Annotated in this window: 20 protein-coding genes and 2 tRNA genes; 16 read left to right on the top strand and 6 right to left on the bottom strand. The window is 39.5% G+C overall.

Features of this window, described 5'->3' with window-relative positions; all coding sequences use genetic code 11:
* Positions 1-184 precede the first annotated feature (184 nt).
* Positions 185-2554, bottom strand: a complete 2370-nt coding sequence (locus tag E0E36_RS16165) for an endonuclease MutS2 (RefSeq protein WP_130856812.1) — start codon at positions 2552-2554, stop codon at positions 185-187.
* A 141-nt stretch (positions 2555-2695) separates the two neighbouring features.
* The gene (locus tag E0E36_RS16160; protein ID WP_130856811.1) at positions 2696-3352 is read right to left on the bottom strand and encodes a DUF4296 domain-containing protein; all 657 of its coding nucleotides are present in this window, start codon (positions 3350-3352) and stop codon (positions 2696-2698) included.
* A gap of 149 nt (positions 3353-3501) precedes the next feature.
* Here E0E36_RS16160 and E0E36_RS16155 point away from each other — a divergent pair, with 149 nt between their 5' ends.
* From E0E36_RS16155 to E0E36_RS16135, 5 genes are all read left to right on the top strand, one after another.
* The gene (locus E0E36_RS16155) at positions 3502-4167 is read left to right on the top strand and encodes a YggS family pyridoxal phosphate-dependent enzyme (protein ID WP_130856810.1); all 666 of its coding nucleotides are present in this window, start codon (positions 3502-3504) and stop codon (positions 4165-4167) included.
* A 604-nt stretch (positions 4168-4771) separates the two neighbouring features.
* The gene (locus E0E36_RS16150; RefSeq protein WP_013667891.1) at positions 4772-5212 is read left to right on the top strand and encodes a GNAT family N-acetyltransferase; all 441 of its coding nucleotides are present in this window, start codon (positions 4772-4774) and stop codon (positions 5210-5212) included.
* 122 nt (positions 5213-5334) lie between these two features.
* Positions 5335-6111, top strand: coding sequence for an RsiV family protein (locus E0E36_RS16145; protein WP_165447010.1), 777 nt, complete (start codon positions 5335-5337; stop codon positions 6109-6111).
* Entirely contained in the window at positions 6111-7379 is a 1269-nt protein-coding gene (locus tag E0E36_RS16140; RefSeq protein ID WP_130856808.1) for an aspartate kinase, read from the top strand. The genes E0E36_RS16145 and E0E36_RS16140 overlap by 1 nt, the downstream gene beginning before the upstream one ends.
* Before the next feature lie 104 nt (positions 7380-7483).
* The gene (locus tag E0E36_RS16135) at positions 7484-8662 is read left to right on the top strand and encodes a class I SAM-dependent methyltransferase (RefSeq protein ID WP_130856807.1); all 1179 of its coding nucleotides are present in this window, start codon (positions 7484-7486) and stop codon (positions 8660-8662) included.
* 17 nt (positions 8663-8679) lie between these two features.
* Here the strand turns inward: E0E36_RS16135 and E0E36_RS16130 are convergent, their stop codons facing one another.
* A complete protein-coding gene (locus E0E36_RS16130) occupies positions 8680-9312 on the bottom strand; it encodes a DUF502 domain-containing protein (protein WP_013667895.1) in 633 nt (210 codons plus the stop codon).
* A gap of 19 nt (positions 9313-9331) precedes the next feature.
* Positions 9332-11794 (bottom strand): bifunctional UDP-N-acetylmuramoyl-tripeptide:D-alanyl-D-alanine ligase/alanine racemase, encoded by a 2463-nt coding sequence (locus E0E36_RS16125; protein ID WP_130856806.1) that lies wholly within the window; start codon positions 11792-11794, stop codon positions 9332-9334.
* A 154-nt stretch (positions 11795-11948) separates the two neighbouring features.
* On the opposite strand from E0E36_RS16125, the gene E0E36_RS16120 reads away from it, so the two are divergent.
* The 8 genes from E0E36_RS16120 to E0E36_RS16085 all read left to right on the top strand — a co-directional run bounded on the left by E0E36_RS16120 (position 11949) and on the right by E0E36_RS16085 (position 15527).
* A complete protein-coding gene (locus tag E0E36_RS16120; protein ID WP_130856805.1) occupies positions 11949-12437 on the top strand; it encodes a regulatory protein RecX in 489 nt (162 codons plus the stop codon).
* 100 nt (positions 12438-12537) lie between these two features.
* A tRNA-Gly gene (locus E0E36_RS16115) sits at positions 12538-12610 on the top strand.
* A gap of 51 nt (positions 12611-12661) precedes the next feature.
* A tRNA-Leu gene (locus tag E0E36_RS16110) sits at positions 12662-12747 on the top strand.
* 205 nt (positions 12748-12952) lie between these two features.
* Complete coding sequence (locus E0E36_RS16105) at positions 12953-13528, top strand: Crp/Fnr family transcriptional regulator (RefSeq protein WP_130856804.1); 576 nt, start codon at positions 12953-12955, stop codon at positions 13526-13528.
* A gap of 70 nt (positions 13529-13598) precedes the next feature.
* Entirely contained in the window at positions 13599-14039 is a 441-nt protein-coding gene (locus E0E36_RS16100) for a carboxymuconolactone decarboxylase family protein (RefSeq protein WP_013667900.1), read from the top strand.
* 126 nt (positions 14040-14165) lie between these two features.
* Positions 14166-14723 (top strand): hypothetical protein, encoded by a 558-nt coding sequence (locus E0E36_RS16095; RefSeq protein ID WP_130856803.1) that lies wholly within the window; start codon positions 14166-14168, stop codon positions 14721-14723.
* On the top strand, positions 14723-15169 hold the full coding sequence (locus E0E36_RS16090; protein ID WP_130856802.1) for a hypothetical protein: 447 nt from the start codon (positions 14723-14725) through the stop codon (positions 15167-15169). Before E0E36_RS16095 ends, E0E36_RS16090 begins: the two co-directional genes overlap by 1 nt.
* Positions 15170-15266: 97 nt before the next feature.
* Entirely contained in the window at positions 15267-15527 is a 261-nt protein-coding gene (locus tag E0E36_RS16085) for a hypothetical protein (RefSeq protein ID WP_013667903.1), read from the top strand.
* 41 nt (positions 15528-15568) lie between these two features.
* Here the strand turns inward: E0E36_RS16085 and E0E36_RS16080 are convergent, their stop codons facing one another.
* The gene (locus E0E36_RS16080) at positions 15569-15952 is read right to left on the bottom strand and encodes a PAS domain-containing protein (protein WP_130856801.1); all 384 of its coding nucleotides are present in this window, start codon (positions 15950-15952) and stop codon (positions 15569-15571) included.
* Between the two features lie 267 nt (positions 15953-16219).
* Here E0E36_RS16080 and E0E36_RS16075 point away from each other — a divergent pair, with 267 nt between their 5' ends.
* The gene (locus tag E0E36_RS16075) at positions 16220-16411 is read left to right on the top strand and encodes a cold-shock protein (RefSeq protein ID WP_013667904.1); all 192 of its coding nucleotides are present in this window, start codon (positions 16220-16222) and stop codon (positions 16409-16411) included.
* 185 nt (positions 16412-16596) lie between these two features.
* Entirely contained in the window at positions 16597-17415 is an 819-nt protein-coding gene (locus E0E36_RS16070) for an NYN domain-containing protein (protein ID WP_130856800.1), read from the top strand.
* 89 nt (positions 17416-17504) lie between these two features.
* Here the strand turns inward: E0E36_RS16070 and E0E36_RS16065 are convergent, their stop codons facing one another.
* Complete coding sequence (locus tag E0E36_RS16065; protein ID WP_130856799.1) at positions 17505-18926, bottom strand: sulfatase; 1422 nt, start codon at positions 18924-18926, stop codon at positions 17505-17507.
* Positions 18927-19310: 384 nt separating this feature from the next.
* Between E0E36_RS16065 and E0E36_RS16060 the strand changes: the two genes are divergently transcribed.
* Positions 19311-19472, top strand: a complete 162-nt coding sequence (locus E0E36_RS16060; RefSeq protein WP_207303774.1) for a hypothetical protein — start codon at positions 19311-19313, stop codon at positions 19470-19472.
* Positions 19473-19673 lie beyond the last annotated feature (201 nt).

Here is a 19673-nt window from a genome sequence, read left to right as displayed (position 1 = left end):
GAAGGTATTGAACATTTTTGAGATGGAGCTGGTAAGAAATGGCTGCCCGTTAGATCCTGAAAACCACAAAGGACTGAATCCTTATACCGGTTGTTGTGAGTTCAAGAAGTGTTGCAAAAAATATAAGAAGGGCAAGCGTTGTAAAAAATGTCCCAATAGGTAAAGAATTAGCCCATTCGATAGGCTAATTCAAATATACATACGTTATTCCATCACCGCCTCTATCAGCATGTTCGTCTTCCATCCTGTTAACCTGCGAATATTTACGTAAATAATCCCGTATCATTTTTCTAAGAATACCATCTCCTTTACCGTGAATAACCTTTAGGCTTGGAAAACCCAACATAATGGCCTTATCTAGGTGCTTTTCGATCGCCTGAAGGGCGTCTTCTGTGCGCATGCCCCTTACATCCAATTCAGGATAAAATCCCGTTAACTCTTCGGTAACCATTGCGCTATGAGATTTACGAATTTCTTTTGGAACCTCTTTTGTTGCTACTTTTTCTACACGTTTTCTTTTCACCACCGATCGCAAATCACCCATCGCCAAGATAAGGTTATCTTTCGCAACTTCCAGTACCTGAGCCACATTACCTGATTCTATAATTTTCACCCAATCGCCAACGTGTATTTCTTGGTTATTAGCGACCGTAGCTCCTTTCGTTTTTGGTTCATTGAGTTGGTGGCGTTCAAGCTCTTGCTGCAAGTGTTGTCTAGCTGCCTTCGTTCTCTCTCTATCTGCTTTGCTCTCCTTAATTTCTGAAATCGTGTTTTCCACTAACCTGTTGGCATTTTTTATAATTTCCTGGGCTTCTAGCTTAGCTTGTTTAAGGATTGTCTTTTTATTCTCGTCTAAATAGCGTTGCAAAGCTTCGGTATCTTGTTGTAACTTATTGAGCGCAGTTTCTCTTTTCTCAACTAAACGCTTGGTATCCAGGATTGTCTTCTTTTCCCGCTCTAAGTCAACAAGTAAGGTGTCAACCCGCTTTTGTTGTGCACCTATCTTTTGTTTTGCTGCTTGTAGAACCTCCGTTGGCAATCCAATTTTTTGTGCAATTTCAAAAGCATAAGAACTACCCGGTTTCCCGATTTCTAAAATATAAAGTGGATGCATGGCTGCATTATCAAAAAGCATGGAAGCATTTTCCAGGCCTTCTGTCGCATTAGCAAAGTTCTTCAAATTAGAATAGTGAGTAGTAACTACCCCTCTTATTTTTTTACGGTTCAAAACTTCCAATACCGCTTCCGCTATCGGGCCACCGAATTGTGGATCAGTACCTGTGCCAAATTCGTCAATAAGCACCAACGTTTTACCGTTCGCGTGTTCCGTAAAGTATTTCATCTTCGAAAGATGAGCACTATAGGTACTTAAGTCACTTTCGATCGACTGGTCATCGCCGATATCAGCAAAAAATTGTTTAAAAACACCTATCGTCGACGACTCGTCCGCCGGAATCAATAATCCGGCTTGGGCCATTATTTGCAACAAGCCGATGGTTTTCATCGCTACCGATTTTCCGCCTGCATTAGGTCCTGAAACAACGATTACGCGCTGCTGATTATCTATTTTGACATTCAACGGCACAACTGTTTGTTTCTCCTTCTTAAAATTGAGCATCAGAAGGGGGTGTCTGGCGTTTATCAGTTCAACGGCAGCTTCTTTTGATAACTGTGGCATATCCGCTTCCAATTCGATTGCAAATAGTGCCTTGGCTCGCACAAAATCAAGTTTACTAAGCAATCCATGATAGGCTAACAAGAGCGGAATATTGGGACGTAATGTATCCGTTAATTCAATTAAAATACGGATCACTTCTCTTCGCTTATCAAATTCAAGATCGCGGACTTTGTTGTTTAAATGAAAAACTTCTTCGGGTTCGATGAATACCGTTTGCCCCGTAGCCGATTCGTCATGAAAAAAGCCCTTCAACTTGCGTTTGTTTTCTGCCAATAGCGGGATGCATAAACGGCCATCTCGAACGGTTAGGTTTCCGTCTGCCGTCCAGCCGTTTCCCTGAGCGCTTTTAAAAACATGGTCAATCCGTTTGCGCGCCTCCTGCTCTGCTTTGGCAATATTGGTGATAATTTCTGAGAGAAGCGATGAGGCGTTGGGCTTAATTTTACCTTTCGCATCGATTACGCGTTCAATAGCATTTACAATCCCTTTTTCTATTGGCAAGTGCTCGAATAATGCTTCCAGATTAGGATAATGTCCATTTCGGTCGTTAAAATATCGGATAACTGCAAATACAGTTTTCAACGACAGTAGCACATGAAAAAACTCTTCTTCTGTCAAAAACACCCCCTCTACCCTAGCCTTTTCTGCGAGGGCACGTATGGGATACAAATGTTCTATGGGCAAGGGGGAATCGTTCAGTAATATTTCTTTAAATTCATAGGTTTGACGCATGAATTTATTGATCTGGTCAAACTGATGCATCGGCTGGATTTTGTCCACCATTTGCCTTCCCATTTCACTTAAACAGTATGCTTTTATTAGTGCCTTGATTTCGGTAAAACCCAATTTATCAACAGCATTCTGAGGATATATCATTCTATTTAACTTTAGGTAGCGCTGTAGGCTGTAAGCCGCAGAGGGTTAGTCCCTACTCAAGTACTTACTACTCCACTACTTAACTACTCAACTTTTAACCATTGACTAATTGGCTAATTAAAAATTTGGCTAATTAACAACTTAACGCCTCTTCGACTTAACCGGCCCCTTTATTTTCAACGAGTCTGCCGGTTTGGACTTCTTGATTGAATCTATGGGTAACAACAACTTACTCAATTCGCTATTTCCATTCGGAATATAAAGGATTCGTTTAACCAATGCCTTCTCCAGGGGCAAAGACCATGCCTCCGATTTACGGTTAGCCGAATCGGTATGCTTCCGATAAAGTAAATTTTTGGTCAACTGAAAATTCACCGAATCAGCCTTTATTTTGTCTAGACTATCTTTAATGGACGCACTCTTTAAAGAATCGGCCACGAAGACCTTTCTCATTTTTGCATCTATCTTCGCTTGTTCATCCTTTTGATATTGCTGCAACCGCTTTTGCACCTCGGCATAAATCTGATTCAATAAGCCCGGATCTTTTGAATAGAAGACGAGGCTTTTGTTAAACCCAGCCGAATCAGTGTCATATTTTTTAAAGATGGAAGCATAATAATTTTTCGCCAGCAAGCGAGACGAATCCATGGGTAAGGAAGACAGGTATCCTTCAGCCAGATGAAAATCACATAAAAGTGGGACCATCTTCTTTTGGGCGATAACTCCTTCAGGCACCTTCTCCTTATTACAAGCCGCTAACAAAAACACTGAAAGAATTACTATTAATAACCGAGTCATTTCTTTAAATTCGCACAAACTTAGATAAAATGCTTTTCATATGCAATTAGTTACCTTTGCGTCCGCTTTAAAGCAGGCGTTTAGGTTGCGATGAGTAATTGTCCAAGAAAGGTACAAGTGTGGGCGGGCGAAAAAAATTGATAAGAGAAATGAGTATTAGTGATAATTTAGAAAAGATTAAAAAAGAAACAGATTCGGTAGGTGTAACATTGGTAGCCGTTTCAAAAACCAAGTCAGTAACTGAGATTCAAGAAGCTTATGACGCCGGACAGCGCACGTTTGGAGAAAACCAGGTACAAGAGTTGCGCGATAAATACGAAGTTTTACCGAAAGATATTGAATGGCATATGATCGGTCATTTACAAACAAATAAGGTAAAATATCTTGCGCCCTTTATCAAATTAATTCAATCTGTTGACAGTTTGAAATTGCTTCAGGAAATTAATAAACAGGCGTCAAAACATGACCGAATCATTGATTGTCTTTTGCAAATTTATATTGCGGACGAGGAAACGAAATTTGGCTTGGCTTACGACGAAGTAATCGAACTACTACGATCCGACGAATTCAGCATACTTAAAAATGTTCGTATTGTTGGTCTAATGGGAATTGCTACCAATACCGATAATGAGAAGCTGATCAAAGAAGAATTCTATGAGTTAAAAACACTTTTTAATGGCATTAAAGCCAGCTTCTTTCGAAAAGACGACGCTTTCAAGGAGTTATCGATGGGTATGTCGTCCGACTATAAAATTGCCATTGAACAAGGGAGTACAATGATTAGATTGGGAAGCACCATATTTGGGTCACGTTGAGTTGTTGAAACGTTAAGTTGTTGAGTCGTTAAATAGTTGAGTCGTTGAGACGTTGAATAGTTAGGTGACTACTTAACTACTTTCCTACTAAACTACTTAACTAGTTGTTGAGTCGTTAAATGGTTGAGTCGTTGAGACTTTGAATAGTTAGGTGACTACTTAACTACTTTCCTACTAAACTACTTAACTAGTTGTTGAGTCGTTAAATGGTTAAGTCGTTGAGACGTTGAATAGTTAGGTGACTACTTAACTATTTTCCTACTAAACTACTTAACTAGTTGTTGAAACGTTAAATAGTTGAGTCGTTAAATGGTTAAGTCGTTGAGACGTTGAATAGTTAGTGACTACTTAACTACTTTCCTACTAAACTACTTAACTAGTTGTTGAGTCGTTAAATGGTTGAGTCGTTGAGTCGTTGAATAGTTAGGTGACTACTTAACTACTTTCCTACTAAACTACTTAACTAGTTGTTGAGTCGTTAAATGGTTGAGTCGTTGAGACGTTGAATAGTTAGGTGACTACTTAACTACTTTCCTACTTAACTACTTAACTACTCCCCAACTATTTCCCTACTAAACTACTTGACTATTTTATTACACAAAGCATGATACGTAAAGCGCAAAAAGAAGACTGTTCGAGAATTTTAGAATTGATACATGAGTTAGCCTTGTATGAGAGGGCCCCGGAAGAGGTGACCGTTAGTCTGGAAGAAATGGAAGATGCCGGCTTTGGAGCGAATCCCGTATGGGAGGCTTTTGTAGCTGAAATTGACGGCGTTATACAAGGTATTGCTTTATACTATACACGTTATTCGACTTGGAAAGGGCGACGGCTTTATTTAGAGGACTTAATTGTTACCCAAGAAATGCGAGGTCGTGGCATCGGCAAGCTTCTGTTTGATAAAGTTATTGAAGAGATGCAGAACAAAGGCTATAGCGGTATGGTATGGCAAGTATTGGAGTGGAATGAGCCTGCGATAAACTTTTACAAAAAGTATCGCGCAACTTTTGATTCCGAATGGGTTAACGTTTCGATAAACAATTAATAGATTACCTTGTTAATTTGTCTAATATGCCGTTTTGTCTCTTCCTTTAATAAAGTGCTGATATGTTTAGAATAAAAAAATCTTTACTGATAAACGCTAGCCTGCTACTAACTTGTGCAAACATGCTGTTCCTATCATGCAATCTTAACAACGAACGGAGAACTGTCGCAAAAGCTGACACGCTCCGTTATCGGTATCAGCATTATATATTATCAAGTAAGGAGGTTGTGGATAACGATGGAAAAAAAGACACGACTTATTTCAAAGCGATTTTTCCTGAATTTGAACAAAAGGAAATCAATGATTTAATCAAAAGACAGTTTACAGCTAATAGGCAGCCCGACACGCAATATAATTCAATTGAACAAGAAGCAAAAGCATTTATTGAAAACTATGAAGATTTTGTAAAAATGGACGAATATCCCCGTGCCTGGTATTCTGAAATGCACGCAAAGGTATTACAAAACAAACCTTCTTTTCTATCTCTATCCTTAGAACTTAGCGACTATACAGGCGGAGCACACGGGAACTATAATACACTTTTTTACAATTACGACCCGTTAAAAGTCGACACCATTGGACTTGAAAAGATTATCCCTGTGGAAAAGCAACAATCGCTAACCAAGATAGCAGAAGTGATATTCAGAAAACAGGAGGGACTATCTACCGAGCAAGCACTGGACGAATCCTATTTTTTTGAAGATAATCGTTTTCATTTAAACAATAACTTTACCCTTACCCCAAAAGGTTTATTATTTTTGTATAATGTATATGAAATCAAACCTTACGCAGCAGGCATCACAGAATTGATGATTCCCTATGAGCAGATCGACTCATTGATGACGGAGGAAGGCAAACATATACGAACCCAGCTAAGACAGAATATTACAACAAATTAATGCAGGTATTTAAATTTGGAGGTGCATCTGTAAAGGATGCCGACGGGGTTAGAAATGTTGCCCGTATCGTAGAAGATTATAAAGATCAACAGCTTATTATTGTAGTTTCAGCCATGGGCAAAACTACGAATTTATTGGAAGAAGTAACAAAGGCCTATTATAACCAAGAGCCGGAGCTATACAACCTTTTCGAAAAAGCCAAAAAATTTCATGAACAGGTGCTAGACGAGCTATTTGAAGATAAACAGCATTCCATTTTTGACGAGGTCGCCAATTTATTTGTTGAGATCGATTGGATCATTGAAGAGGAGCCGCAAGACGCTTATGATTACTTGTATGATCAGATTGTTTCTATTGGTGAGCTGGTCTCTTCGCGCATTATAGAAGCATACCTGAGAAAAGTTGATATACATAGTCTTTGGATTGATGCTAGAAACTATATCCACACCGATAATACTTTTCGAGAAGGGCAGGTAAATTGGGAAAAGACCGAACGCAGCATGCGATCTTCGATTCCCGCTCTATTGGAGAAAAATATACTGGTTACTCAAGGCTTTATTGGTAGCACCTCTGAAAATTTCACGACTACCCTAGGCAGAGAAGGCTCTGATTATACCGCAGCCATTTTTGCTGCTTCCTTAGATGCAGAGCTAGTAACGATATGGAAGGATGTTCCCGGGGTGCTCAATGCAGACCCAAAATGGTTCGACTCAACTGAATTAATACCTGAACTTTCTTATTTAGATGCGATTGAGCTTACTTATTATGGAGCCACGGTAATACATCCGAAAACAATTAAACCTTTACAAAACAAGGGGATTGCGCTAGCCGTACGCTCTTTTGTTGATACCAAGAACAACGGCACAATCATAAGGGCAACCAATAATACATTACCGGTCTCCTCTTTCATCTTTAAAGTAAATCAGGTACTCATTTCTATTTTGCCCAAGGACTTTTCTTTTATAGTTGAGGATAACTTCAGTCACATCTTTGATGTGTTTGCCAAACATCGGTTAAAGATCAATATGATGCACAATAGTGCAGTTAGTTTTTCGGTGAGCGTCGATTATGATGAACAAAATATCGTTTCTCTGATTAAAGAGTTGAAAAAACAATATGATGTGGAGTTTACACGCGGCTTGGAGCTCGTAACCATACGATATCATAATCCGCAAACAATTGAACGGGTATTGATAAATAAAGAAGTGATCATGCAGTTACAGGATAACTATACCTGCCAAATGCTTATTCGATCGGTGGGTAGTTAGTTCGTTGAGTTGAAGAGTCGTCGAGGAGTTGATTAGCTGTTGTGATTATATGGGCGATAGTCGATTGCTGCAAGTTGATTACTAGTCCCTAAAAACCCAAAAAAATGAACCAAGCGATTTTAAAACCGGAAGTGCAAAATTTCTTGCGGGATCATATCCAAGCATCTCCCGCTTCAATAGCCTTAGGGAAAAGTCCCTTTCCGGATGTAAGCGCCCCTGAACTGGCCGAGCAGCTAGATGGGATGAAGCGAGCTCAAAAAAAATTACCGCAATGGTTTAATACAACGAATATCTATTACCCGGGCCTCTTGGGACTCGAACAGTCTTCTTCATCACTTACCGGCGCCTATAAAAGAGGATTAATAAATGTCGGCAGCTCGATTGTCGATATTACCGGCGGATTCGGCGTTGACGACTATTACTTTGCTCAACGCGCACAGCAAGTAATTCATTGCGAGCGCAATGCCTCTTTATCACGGATAGCCGAGCATAATGCCAAACAACTTGGCGTTACGAATATTCAATTTTTCCCGAATGACGGCATCGGCTACCTTCATTCCTCCGATAAAGTTTTTGATTTCATTTACATCGATCCCTCGCGAAGAGTCAAACAGCAAAAGGTGTTTAGGCTAAGCGATTGTGAGCCCGACGTAGTTATGCATGGACCTTTGCTTAAACAGAGAGGTAAAACTGTGTTAATAAAAGCCGCACCGCTTTTGGATATACAGGCAGCTGTTCATGAACTTTCGGGAGTTACCGACGTTCACATTATCAGTGTACACAACGAATGCAAAGAGCTGCTATTTGTTTTGCGTAATAACCCTACAAACGCAATCACTTTTCATTGTGTGGCGCTTAGCAACAAGACTTCAGACATTTTGCGCTTCAACGAGGAACAGGAGAAAACGAGCCAACCTGTTTTTGATAATCCCGGGAGGTACTTATATGAACCGGATGCAGCGCTGTTAAAGGCAGGGTGTTTTAAATATACGGCCGTTCATTTCAACTTATCGAAGTTGCATCAACATACCCATTTATATACCTCCGAAACTTTCAAAGAAGGCTTTATTGGCCGCTGTTTTGAGGTTATTAAAGTAGAAACGTATAGTGATTTCAAAAAAAATAAGAATTCAACTCAAGGAAATGTATCCACGAGAAATTTTCCATTGAAACCGCAAGAATTAAAAAAGAAGCACAAAATAAAAGATGGCGGTGATCAGTATCTATTTTTCTGCACCGGCCCCCAAGAACAGCTTCTTGTACTATTTTGCAGAAAGCGTTAAATTAAGATCACCATTAACTATTCGGCAGAGGGCTTTATATCTTTCATCTCCTCGTGTTCTAATCCGCTTACCCCACCCGAAACCACGAGCTTCATGGCATCTGTTGCGCTCATTTTTAGCGGTGTTACACGTTTTGCCTTTACCACACAAACTTGCCCGGCAAAAGAGTAGGAATACGGAAAATAAACAATAACATCTTCCGGCAAGTGTATTTTACGAAGATCGTGCTGCGTAAGAAAGCCGATTTTCTTGAGTCCCGTTTCATTCACTTCTACCAGAACCGGCTCGTTAAATTTTTTCTCATCCCCAACAAATGCCTCTGTAAAATCTTTAATCGACGAATACAATGTACTGAATAGCGGTACTCGGTTTAACAATTTATACAATCGATTATAGATTGGCTCGGTAATAAAATTGGTAACGATCACACCGGCAAGAATTAATATCAGGATCATTATGACAATACCTAAGCCCGGTATATACAGCGGTTGTCCTGTTTCGTCGCGTATCAGCCAACTTAGATTTAAAGCGGAATCAATTGTTGCTACGATCCAAAAGATCAATAGTAAGGCACCTGCTAAAGGCACCAAAAACAAAACTCCTTTGATTAGGTAGTTTAATAACAATCTCAACAATGTTCTATTCGACATTTTATGGGGTAGATTAAATTTATTCAAAGTAATAAACGCGTCTTACGCGTTGTGAAATACTTGTTAGGATTTCGTATGGGATAGTCCCGATCGCTTTTGCCAATGTTTCTGGAGAAAGTTCCTCTCCCATTACCAAAACCTCCTCTCCTTCCCTAACATCAATCCCTGTAACATCCAACATACACATATCCATACAAATATCTCCAACAGTGGGTACAAGCATTCCTTTTATAAGCATCTTTCCAACGCCATTGCCAAACCTTCGACTGTATCCATCGGCATAACCGATCTTTACCGTAGCAATGGTGCCGTCGCCGCTTAAACGCCCGTTCCTATTATAACCCACTGTATCTCCAGCCTTTATATACTTAACTTGGGTAATCCCCGTACGGAGGCGAGTTACCGACTGCAATGGCAAAGAACGATATTCATCTGCTGAGACACCATATAGCCCGATGCCCAAACGAACCATATCAAATTGTGCTTGCGGAAAGCGGGAAATAGCAGATGTATTAGCTATATGCCTAATAAAATGATAACCTAAGCCACGCGTTAAATCTTGCGTAAAAACATCAAATAACCGTATCTGTTCTGATGTAAAGTTATCGTGTTCCCGGATCCCGCTTGCCGCCAAGTGCGAAAATACACTTTTTACGACTATTTTATCGGTTCTTTTCAATTTGGCCAATAATCGATCCACATCGTCCGGTTCAAAGCCTAATCGATGCATACCTGTATCCACCTTAATGTGTATCGGATAGGCTTCCATCTTTTCTGAAGGCAACTTGCTGATAAAAGCTTCGAGTTCAGAAAAGCTATATATCTCCGGTTCAAGACGATACTCAATCATTTGTTCGAAAGTATCCTCTCCGGGGCTCATTACTACGATAGGAAGCGTGATACCACTTTTTCGAAGAGCAATCCCTTCATCGGCATAAGCAACCGTTAGGTAATCCACTTTATTAAATTGTAACAAATTAGCAATTTCAAAACTTCCACTCCCATAGGAAAAAGCTTTTACCATTACCATCAATTTAGTGCCTTGCTGCAACAATGATTTATAAACATTCAAATTGTGCTCCAGCGCATTTAGATTAATTTCCAACGTAGTTTCGTGCGTTTGTAGCGTAAGCGCTTTACTGATGTTTTCAAAGCCGAAAACCCGACTGCCTTTAATGAGTATTGTACTATCTCGAATCTCAAGCTTAGGTATATTTGTCAGCAATTGTTCTGTTGTATCAAAGAATTGGGTATCCATACGAAATAATGCTGCATTTTGACGAAGGTGTTTTCCTACGCCAATCAATCGATCAAGTCCTTTGCCTTCGAGCATGGAGGCTACTTTTGTATAAAGTGCCGTTTGATTTTGCCCTACTGTCGGTAAATCGGAAAGTATCAGCATTTTACGTGAATGTTGTTGCTGTTGTTTCAGAAAGTCTAAAGCGATCAGTAAAGATGACAGATCGTTGCTATACGAATCATCGATAATCGAGTTGTTATTAATGCCCTTTTTAAGTTCTAAACGCATACTTACAGGAAGGAGACGTTTCACACGATCAACGATAACCATCGCTTCATAACCTATTGCTAACATAAGGGCCCAGCAACAAACGAGATTTTCTATAGAAGCCTTATCCACGAATGGCACAGTTAGCACATAAGACTGTTGAAGGTACGTTGCTTCTAACACGTATTGCGATCCGTTTTCCTTGAGAGAAGCCGTTACCTCCAGCTGAGCGCCTTTGCCGATTCTCCATGTAAAATGATGTCGACCAGGTACCTCTATTGCTGAATCTACGTATATCGGGTTATAAACGATTTTATCAGCATCTTTAAAAAGCTTTAACTTTTCAATGGTCTTTTCTTTAGTGGAAGCAAAACCATCATCATGAGCATGGCCGATGTTTGTTAATATACCAATTGTTGGCTTCACCATTCTTTCAATGGCTTCCATTTCACCTACTTTACTAATACCGGCTTCAATAATGGCTAAATTATGTTGTCCATCCATTTGCCAGAGTGATAAAGGTACACCAAGCTGTGAGTTATAACTTTTTGGGCTCCGAACAATGTGGTATTCCGGAGATAGTAATTGATAAAGCCATTCCTTTACGATAGTTTTGCCATTACTTCCTGTAATCGCAATTACAGGATATGCAAATTGCTTCCGATGGTAGGTAGCCAACTGTTGTAATGCATGCAGTGTATCCTGCGCAAAAAGCCAATTGCAATTAAGGTAATCGGTAATGTTAACAGCTTCTGGCCTGACAACAAAATTCCTGACACCTGCACGGTAGGCCTCTTGCACATATTGATGTCCGTCTCTCCTTCCAGGCAGCGCAAAAAAAAGAGCGTGTTTCGCATCCGTTATTTTGCGACTATCATAGGCTAGCGTATAAACAATGGCTGAAGGATCAATTAATTCGGAAGCTACTGCAACAATAGTTGCTATATCTTGTACAGTATAAATCTTATTGCTCATTTCATGCTATATCTGGATATTTGGAAAGGCCAAAAGAAAGCCGTCTTTCTTTGAATAAGCAGTGGTTTTAGAACCTTTTTCTAACCATTTACCTTTGCAGGTCCAAAATTGAGTATTTTTTAGGAATACGGCAATTTTTTACGACTTTAGAAGTATGGACTACGAGAAAGAGATAAAACAAAAAAAGCTGACAAGACAACAGGCCAAATCAAAAGCGGAAAGCTACTGTGCCTATCAAGAAAGGAGCCAACAAGAAATGCGTGATAAGCTTTACAGCTGGGGGCTTCATCCAGTGGATGTTGAAGAAATTATTTCTGACCTTATTACCGAAAATTTCTTAAACGAAGAACGCTTTGCTTTAGCCTATGCTTCGGGAAAGTTTACGATCAAAAGTTGGGGTAAGATAAAAATCAGACAGGGACTAAAATTGCATCAAATTTCACAGCGACTTATTCACAATGCTTTGAACCAAATCAACCAACAAGCATATTATGATAAGTTGCGTGGATTGTTAGAAAAAAAAGCAGCGCATTTGAAAGAATCAGACCCTTATAAACGAAGAAATAAGTTGGCTCAGTACGCACTGTCCAAAGGCTATGAAAACGACTTTATTTTTGATATACTGACTAACAATAACTTATAAAATACTTTACATTTTTTTAAAAAATAATTTGCCAGAAATTGAAAACTGCCTATATTTGCATCACCAAAACGGAAAAACGGTCTCAAAAAGATCGAAACAAGCGAAAGTAGCTCAGTTGGTAGAGCGCAACCTTGCCAAGGTTGAGGTCGCGAGTTCGAACCTCGTCTTTCGCTCCGAATCCTTTCTCTCGAGAAAGGATTTTAATTTTAAAAGCTAGTATAGCTGCCTAGGTGGTGGAACTGGTAGACACGCAGGACTTAAAATCCTGTTCGCCTTAAAGCGAGTGCGGGTTCGATTCCCGCCCTAGGTACGAAAGCCGCAGTTTAGCAACTGCGGCTTTTTTTGTAATAAATTATGACCTCTTCACCTTCGATTGAATAGTAAAAATGTCCAGAATGGATTCATCAATTCGTTCTTTGGTTTGGTTCCTTCCGTCAAGGAAAAGAGCACTTTCGTAAAAAACGAAACCGATAACCATATAAAATTTTATCTTAGTATTTTAAATAGCTGTATATATGGCGCAAGAACTACTTCATCATTTACGAAAATTCATTAAAATATCTGCAGAAGACTTTCTTGACGTGATTCCTTATTTTAGCGGCAGAAGTTTACAAAAGAAAGATTTTCTATTAACTGAAGGTCAAATATGTAAATCCAATTATTTTGTGATAAAGGGTTGTTTACGAATGTACTTTGTTAATGAAAAAGGAGTTGAACAGACAACACAGTTTGCCATCGAAAATTGGTGGATAAGCGATTATATGGCTTTTCAACATCAGGCAGCGACGTCTTTTTTTATTCAAGCGGTAGAAAAAACAGAAGTCTTGATTATCGACCGTATCGTGCAAGATAAACTACTTGATCGATTTCCGATTATGGAAAAATATTTCCGTCTAACTTTTCAACATGCTTTTGCAGCTTCTCAAATGCGCATGAAATACCTATATGACTTCTCCAAAGAAGAATTGTACCGGCATTTTAGTACGAATTATCCTTCCTTCATCCAGCGAATCCCGCAGTACTTATTGGCATCCTACCTTGGCTTTACACCTGAGTACCTTAGTGAACTCAGAGCTAAAATACGTTCTTAAACCAGTTTAAGATTTATCTCCACCTTCTTCCCGACCTTTGAATCCATAAAGAAATACAAATTGTAAGATTATGAAAACGAGAGTCAATGTGCAGGCTGTAGAACCGGCCGCTTATTCAGCTATGTTTGGATTGGAAAAATATTTACAGGGAACTTCACTGAAGAAATCGCATAAGGAGTTGCTAAAAGTGCGGGCTTCGCAGATAAACGGTTGTGCCTTTTGTTTGGATATGCATACAAAAGATGCCATAAAAGGTGGTGAAACAGCACAGCGTTTGTTTTTGCTTAGTGCTTGGCGTGAAACCGATCTATTTGATGAAGAGGAAAAGGCTATATTGGCCCTGACAGAACAAATGACACTTATCCATCAGGGAGGCGTATCTAATGAAGTATATGAGCAAGCCGCCAACCTATTTGACGAGCATTACTTATCACAGTTAATCATGGCTATTGTTACGATCAATGCTTGGAATCGAATCGCGATTACTACCCATTTACCGATTTCCAAATAAGCATCCAGTATAATGCGGTGATAAAGAAGATGTCTAAAAAAGTGTCGCTCGACACGCGAAGAAAATATCTTTTTAGACATCTTCTTTCATTTTTAGTTTTAATTTTGCACCCGCAAAAAAACATTAATGAACTGGAAGAAAACGATCCGCATATCTTTTGTACTCTTTTTATTAATTATCCAAAGCTTATTTCTTATTGCTATTCTTTTAGAGCATCAGCGTACTACTTTCATTCCGATCTTTGTTATCTTCATTTCCATCGCGCTCACCATAACATATCTTAGGGCGCCCCTCCACCACGAAGAACATACTTATGAGCACATTTTCGTCGCTCTCTGGATTCCTGTTGGTGCTTTATGTTCCTATTATATAAATAACATATTACATTTAGGGCCTGTCATGGCGGCGGGCATGGTAGGAACAAGTGCCTCCTTTCTTCCGAATTTAAATAAGCGTTCACATTATTTAAAACAGCTTCCGCCCGCTTTTTATTGCGGAGCCTTTATCGGGATGTCAAGTACCAAGGTGGCATCAAGTATGCTTTTCATCTTAGCCGCCAGTATCTTCACGGGCATGTTGATGATTCTCTCCAAGAGCCTTTTTTCAGGTCTTGGTGGCAAGTTAGGTGTTCTCGCATTTGCCGGTGTAACCATTACATCTTTGATTTTTTTTCTTATTTTCTGATGTCTGTACTGATTTTATTCATTGTAAGTTTTGCTGCCGCAATTAGCACTTTCTATGTCAACGAGCATCTAAAGCAAGGTCCTGTCCGCTCATCAGCCTTTTTATCTTTAAGTATTGCGATCTTCTTCTTTTTATTTCCCAAGCTTTTATCCCCATACCTCACGACGAATATTCCTGTGGTTTTTATTGGCTCGTCCTTTATTGGTATGGTATCCGCACGTCTTGTTTCAAATTATTTTTTAATCGGTGCTGCCGGACTTGTTTTTTGCACGGTTTATCTCAATACGAGTAGTTTTTTTAACGGATATGGGGGAGCTTTGGGGACGTCTGCGGCGATTTCGTTACTCGCAGTACTCAGTTTACCTATACTGAAAGCAAGCGGCAAGTTCACAAACGGCTTTCATCTTTTGCGTAAAATCGTTTTTAACAGAAAACTACGAAAATGACCTTGTTTCCATTAACCATCGAAAATGTCAATTACGTACACGATTTTGAAAACAATTAAGAAAAAACTCGCGAAAAAATTATTTTTGCGTCTGCTTTATGGAAGATACGATTTTACCTGACGAGACATATTTTTATAAAAGCCAACCCCTAAGGGTAACTTTCAAGAACATAGACTACGAGGTTAGAATACTAAATAAAGACATCAAGAAGACCGACACATCGGTCAAAATCTTATTAGATGGTATCGTGCAAACCTTAGAGAGGTCAGCATCACAATGGTATTTTAGCGGATCAGATGATGATCCTGCTTTCGCGCAAGCAATCTGGCATTCCATTTCGCTACGATACCGGTTATAATCAATTGCTAAAAGTCGAAACTTGCGCCCTTTAAACAATCATTACAGTTCTGTTCTTCCTGAAAAATCAGATGGAATCCGAGTTGAAATCGTAATCCTCAGTCCTTGTTGCTTTGGCATTATTTTTAGACAAACGCAGGAACCGGATATATTTAGCGTTGTATAAACCACATGTTCCATTCGCTTCAATATGGCCATATTAATTGTCTGATAATGATAGGCGGGTAATTTTTCGCACAATACATCCCACAAGCTACTTCCTTCCAAATTTACATCGGAATATCCCAATAATTCGGCAGCTTTTTTATCTACCTTTACAATTTGATGCTCGCTGTCCACTTCTAAGTGACCTACGTCCGGCGATACTGTTCGGAGCATAACCTCGTGGAACCGGTCCGGTAATGAGGGAGCAGATGTCCTCTTCATACTTTCTGATCTAAACTATCTATGAAACAATTAAGGGGTATAATTTGTTTGCAAAGTTTGATGCTTAATAAGGCCAGCATATTTTTAACAAGTTCGTTACGTAGGCCATACGGCAACGATCATCCTTTGAATAGACAACAAATATTAAACCACGTATTGTAACAGGCTCCGAACACAGCGAAACTAAAATCAAAAAAACTTGTATATCAATAAATTATACGTATCTTTATAGCAATTAATATATTTTTTTATTTTATCTATTACACCATGCAAAAAGGCATAGTAAAATTCTTCAATGAAACCAAAGGATTCGGTTTTATTACTCCACAAGATGGCGGACGCGAAATTTTTGTTCACAGCTCCGGATTGAAAGACCGTATTCGTGAAAATGATGATGTTTCATTTGAAGTACAACAAGGCCAAAAAGGTCCAAATGCAGTAAATGTTAAGTTGATTTAATACAACTCCATGATATTGTCTTTAAACCGCATCAATGCAAATTGATGCGGTTTTATTTTTGATAATTGCTACTCGGTAAACAATGAATAACTCGCGTATCGTTACAGGATCGATAGTACCCCTTAAAAAAGTTTATTGATATCTTTGCAATAAAGTATTTAATATGGATCATACAAGATGATGCAATGGGTATAAAAAAAGAAAATGCAGATTTGAATATTGCCGTTCTTATTGATGCAGATAACGTTTCAAGTACTAAGATAGAAGGTATTTTAGATGAGGTAAAGCGGCATGGCACTCCTTCTATCAAACGAATCTATGGCGACTGGACTAGCACCTATGTTGCCGGGTGGAAAGAACCATTACTTACTCATGCCATCACGCCCATACAGCAGTACAGTTATACCACGGGGAAAAACGCAACCGATTCTGCACTTATAATAGATGCAATGGATATACTCCATACCCAAAAAGTGGATGGTTTTTGCATTGTCTCCAGCGATAGCGATTTTACAAGACTTGCCATTCGACTCAGAGAGTCGGGAAAGCTTGTATTAGGCATAGGTCAAAAGAAAACACCTAAACCATTTATTGCTGCTTGCGATAAATTCATTTATATTGAGATTCTATATAATAGCCGCGAGTCTACAGGCAGTGGAACACAAGCGCTAAATAAAGAAAAGGAACCTACCGAGCGGGAATCTCTTCGGAGTGCGGACGCAGAAAGCATCAGCCATAATTTTCTTAAATTAATAAAGAACACGATTGATGACGTTGCCGATGAAAGCGGATGGGCATCACTCGCTGAACTTGGTGCCTTGCTGAACAAAAGGAAACCCGATTTTGATCCTCGTATATACGGGTTTAGCAAACTGACACCCTTCTTTAAATCACTTAGTCGACATTTCGAAATCGAAGAAAAGAATGTCGAAAATTCTAAAATCAAACACGTATATATCAAGAATCGGGAACTTCTAAAGTCAAGTCGTAAAAAAGCAAAATAATGACGATGATTAACTCTTCGACAAATAGTGATTATTCAAGCCTATATTAAATTCGCTACGCCAAAACTTACGCAAACAGATATTAGAGATTACTCACCGGGAGGGAATCGCTTTTTTAGCGCTATAATCAGCTCCTGCTTTATTTTCTCATAAGCCGGATCATCTGTCAAATTATAGAACTCGTTGGCGTCCGTTTCATGATCATAAAGCTCGGCTCCTGCTTTACCGGCATCCCATTCGGTATATCGCCATCGCTCCGTACGAACGCTTCGTCCGATTACTCCATTTGGCCTTTTTACCTGAGTATAAGCGGACTTGGACCATCGGGCTTTCGGATTATGAAGGAGTGGCACTAAACTTTCCCCCTCCAAGTCTTTCGGAGCGGGGATATCGGCTAATTCGGCGAGCGTAGGATAAATATCGAGTAGTTCCACTGTACGATCGGAACGTTTGCCGCCACTAATCCTTGGCACGCGAAAGATCAATGGCACGCGCGCGGATGTCTCAAAAAGGCTCTGTTTCATCCACTGCCCGTGATGCCCGACATTGTAACCGTGATCACTCCAGAAGACTATAATGGTGTTTTTTGTAAGATCCAATTTGTCCAGCGCATTTAGTACTCTGCCCAGCTGTGCATCCATAAAAGAGATAGAAGCGTAATAAGCCCGAAGTGCTTCTCTTTGCTTTTCCTCACTCAATCCCCAATGCGCGGGTTTTGTAAACAAAGCATCCTCCGGTATATCATCTAAATCATTCGGCAATTGCTTCGGCAACGGAACCGTCTGGAGTGGATATAGATCAAAATATTTTTTAGGTGCTACGTAAGGTGTATGCGGTCTAAAAAAACCAACAGCTAAGAAGAATGGTTTTCTTTTGCTTTTGCTTTGCATCAACAATTTGATTGCTTCAGTTGCGATTAGTCCGTCCGTCTGCTCCTCATCCGTACCTTGGGCATTGAAATAAGACAGGGCAGACCCCAAGGGCCGGTCCGGCGTCAAATTTATAACTGCTGATTCTTCCGCTTTATCACGTCCCTTCGGATTGATACGTATGTCCCATGAAATTGAGTCGTCCAAACCGTTCGTACCGATCTGGGAGGGTACACCATAGTGATAAATTTTTCCGACTCGCGCAGTGAAGTAACCGCTATTTTTAAAAAGTTGTGGCAGGGTTATGACATTCGGTAAAGTCTCACGGAAGTGGGTTTTAAGTTCGTATACCTTGGTTACGTCCGGTGTATGACCGGTTAGTAGTGAACTTCGACTGGGGCTACAAAGTGGGTATTGATTGTAAGCCTTGTTGAATTGGATTCCTTCAAGCGCTAGGCGATCGATGTTGGGCGTCTTCACATACGTTTGTCCATAGGTTCCTTCATGATTGTTCAGATCGTCGACAGCGATGAATAAAATATTTGGTTGTTCTTTTTCTTGCCTCGCAATCCCGGATGAATTGCAGAAAATAACCAAAAGAAACAGGAATAAAACAGATCTGAAGTCTACGAAATAGCGCATAATGATTGAATTTAGTTACAACGCAGGCTTGCAACGCCAATTGAAAAGCCTTTATTTTAGTAATGATTAATGCGCATCCCACAAGTCGGTACGCACGCTCTTGTCATTCGTTTTTTTTACAATAATAAAAAAATACTACTAATCTTATAGTCTTTATAAAAATATTTTTTCAAATAACCTCGCAAGCACTTACGGTTCCGTTAATCTTTCAAAAGAGAAGAAGTACAAAAGTATAGGTCAATTTATCCCTTTACGTCAACTTCAAATCAAATCACAATGCCTTTGGTTCAGGCATTAGGAGTAATTGCAAAATAAAAAAATATGAAAAAAACGATTAACAAACCAAGCGTTAACATTCATGAGTTTAACACAAACACTTAAAGTATGGCACAGACAAATCCTCCTGTAAAGGCAGCGAATGATCCCTCTATTTTTAAGGAAATACGGGGGTTCTTAAAAGAATTGAACGCGGGTGATGGCAAACCAATTGAGCAGTTAGGTGCGGAAGAAGCGCGTCAGGTATTGTTGGCGCGCAGAAATCGGTAGAAGTAGATTATTCAGGTATTACAGAAACCGAAAGGGAAATTTACACGTTATAATGGACTGATTCACGACTACGGCTTACTAAATCCAATAGCTCATGTACCTGCAATTAAAACGGCTATACTTCAGGCGGCGGTCATAATTAAAAAAAAATTGGTCGATTAATCGCTTCATTTCCCTACTTTCTACGATACAATAAAGGTT

It is taken from the genome of Olivibacter jilunii (assembly GCF_900607235.1).
GTDB classification, from domain to species: Bacteria; Bacteroidota; Bacteroidia; order Sphingobacteriales; family Sphingobacteriaceae; genus Olivibacter; species Olivibacter oleidegradans.
Note: the sequence above shows the minus strand (reverse complement) of the source record. Positions and strands in the feature narration are given on the sequence as shown.

Coding starts and splice junctions, on each gene's coding strand:
- E0E36_RS16080 (WP_130856801.1), bottom strand. CDS start 15,952: ATGAAGAGGACATCTGCTCCCTCATTACCGGACCGGTTCCACGAGGTT.
- E0E36_RS16060 (WP_207303774.1), top strand. CDS start 19,311: ATGGCACAGACAAATCCTCCTGTAAAGGCAGCGAATGATCCCTCTATT.
- E0E36_RS16150 (WP_013667891.1), top strand. CDS start 4,772: ATGATACGTAAAGCGCAAAAAGAAGACTGTTCGAGAATTTTAGAATTG.
- E0E36_RS16120 (WP_130856805.1), top strand. CDS start 11,949: ATGGACTACGAGAAAGAGATAAAACAAAAAAAGCTGACAAGACAACAG.
- E0E36_RS16065 (WP_130856799.1), bottom strand. CDS start 18,926: ATGCGCTATTTCGTAGACTTCAGATCTGTTTTATTCCTGTTTCTTTTG.
- E0E36_RS16070 (WP_130856800.1), top strand. CDS start 16,597: ATGGGTATAAAAAAAGAAAATGCAGATTTGAATATTGCCGTTCTTATT.
- E0E36_RS16165 (WP_130856812.1), bottom strand. CDS start 2,554: ATGATATATCCTCAGAATGCTGTTGATAAATTGGGTTTTACCGAAATC.
- E0E36_RS16130 (WP_013667895.1), bottom strand. CDS start 9,312: ATGTCGAATAGAACATTGTTGAGATTGTTATTAAACTACCTAATCAAA.
- E0E36_RS16090 (WP_130856802.1), top strand. CDS start 14,723: ATGTCTGTACTGATTTTATTCATTGTAAGTTTTGCTGCCGCAATTAGC.
- E0E36_RS16100 (WP_013667900.1), top strand. CDS start 13,599: ATGAAAACGAGAGTCAATGTGCAGGCTGTAGAACCGGCCGCTTATTCA.
- E0E36_RS16095 (WP_130856803.1), top strand. CDS start 14,166: ATGAACTGGAAGAAAACGATCCGCATATCTTTTGTACTCTTTTTATTA.
- E0E36_RS16125 (WP_130856806.1), bottom strand. CDS start 11,794: ATGAGCAATAAGATTTATACTGTACAAGATATAGCAACTATTGTTGCA.
- E0E36_RS16145 (WP_165447010.1), top strand. CDS start 5,335: ATGCTGTTCCTATCATGCAATCTTAACAACGAACGGAGAACTGTCGCA.
- E0E36_RS16085 (WP_013667903.1), top strand. CDS start 15,267: ATGGAAGATACGATTTTACCTGACGAGACATATTTTTATAAAAGCCAA.
- E0E36_RS16135 (WP_130856807.1), top strand. CDS start 7,484: ATGAACCAAGCGATTTTAAAACCGGAAGTGCAAAATTTCTTGCGGGAT.
- E0E36_RS16155 (WP_130856810.1), top strand. CDS start 3,502: ATGAGTATTAGTGATAATTTAGAAAAGATTAAAAAAGAAACAGATTCG.
- E0E36_RS16140 (WP_130856808.1), top strand. CDS start 6,111: ATGCAGGTATTTAAATTTGGAGGTGCATCTGTAAAGGATGCCGACGGG.
- E0E36_RS16075 (WP_013667904.1), top strand. CDS start 16,220: ATGCAAAAAGGCATAGTAAAATTCTTCAATGAAACCAAAGGATTCGGT.
- E0E36_RS16160 (WP_130856811.1), bottom strand. CDS start 3,352: ATGACTCGGTTATTAATAGTAATTCTTTCAGTGTTTTTGTTAGCGGCT.
- E0E36_RS16105 (WP_130856804.1), top strand. CDS start 12,953: ATGGCGCAAGAACTACTTCATCATTTACGAAAATTCATTAAAATATCT.